1 protein-coding gene and 2 pseudogenes are annotated in these 1,032 nt (G+C 62.5%); all 3 read right to left on the bottom strand.

Annotated elements, in window-relative coordinates; all coding sequences use genetic code 11:
• Nucleotides 1–337: pseudogene (locus BZK31_RS28740) on the bottom strand (glycerol-3-phosphate 1-O-acyltransferase PlsB); the annotation flags it as partial.
• Nucleotides 338–501: 164 nt separating this feature from the next.
• Complete coding sequence (locus BZK31_RS28745) at nucleotides 502–879, bottom strand: hypothetical protein (RefSeq protein ID WP_083186494.1); 378 nt, start codon at nucleotides 877–879, stop codon at nucleotides 502–504.
• A gap of 20 nt (nucleotides 880–899) precedes the next feature.
• Nucleotides 900–1,032 (bottom strand): annotated as a pseudogene (locus tag BZK31_RS29320) (putative RNA methyltransferase); the annotation flags it as partial.

Consider the following 1,032-nt stretch of genomic DNA (forward strand, 5'->3'; position numbering starts at 1 on the left):
CCGCGGCAACCAGACGCTCCAGCGTCGGCGGCGCGCCGCGCTTGTCGTGACGGCCAAGCCAGTCGGGGGAGGGTGTCAGGTAGAAGAACGCGGCAGGCTCCATCAGGTTGCCGACCGATACCGAAAGCACCGGGCGTGGCAGACCGGCCTTGCGGCACTCGGTGTCGAGCACCGCCAGATCGCTGATCGATGGCGACTGCAGCGCATAGAACACTGGTCGACTGCGGTCCAGATTAAGCGTGAAAGACGATTGATTGATGGTTTCCGAGCGAACCCAGAGGTAGAGCAATCGGCGCAGAGTGCCGAATACAAGACGGCGGAATGGAGAGCGGGTCATACGGCTTCTGCTGAATAAAGGGCGGCTGCCCGAGATGGCGCCAGTGTGACGCATCCCGAGGCGATGGGCAAAAGCGCCTTGGTTTCACTCCCGTGGGAGGTGGCGTAGCGGTCACCGCAGGTGGGCAGGCAGCCGTGACGCTCTGCGCCACAGCAGATCCAGACTTACGAGGTGCGCCAGGTGATCTCTTCTTCGCCGTCGGCACTGATGCGGATCCAGCGGTCGGCAGTGTCATCGCTTTCTTCTTCGACCCAGGTCCCTGGCGCGCAACGCACTTCGACATTGAGCGCGGCGAAGGCTGCACGGGCGCAGGAAATGTCGTCATCCCAAGGCGTCTGATCGCTTTCCAGATACAGGCTGTTCCATTTGCCGACTGCTTTTGGCAGCCAGGTCACAGGGACATTGCCGGCCGTGCACTTCCAGGTCTGGCCTTTGCGGGCCCACTCGCTGCAGGGCCCGAGGGCTGCACCGAGCCACTGGGCGATGGCCTTGTGGTCGACGTCTTCGTCTTTCAGATAAATCTCGATATCGGGTTGGCGCATGGGTGCCTCTGTCTGAATGCTTATTGCAGCACGAAATAATCGTAGCGCATGGAAACGGTGACCTTGAACGGTCCGGGTTGCTCGATGACCGCCGTGCGCCGTTCGGCGCTGGCGCGCCAGCCATGTGGCGTCATGGCCAGCAGGTCGGCGCGT

The sequence above is a fragment of the Pseudomonas floridensis genome, assembly GCF_002087235.1.
Taxonomy (GTDB): Bacteria; Pseudomonadota; Gammaproteobacteria; order Pseudomonadales; family Pseudomonadaceae; genus Aquipseudomonas; species Aquipseudomonas floridensis.

Excerpts from the sequence above, each read along its gene's own strand:
- BZK31_RS28745 (WP_083186494.1), bottom strand. The coding sequence starts at position 879 with ATGCGCCAACCCGATATCGAGATTTATCTGAAAGACGAAGACGTCGAC.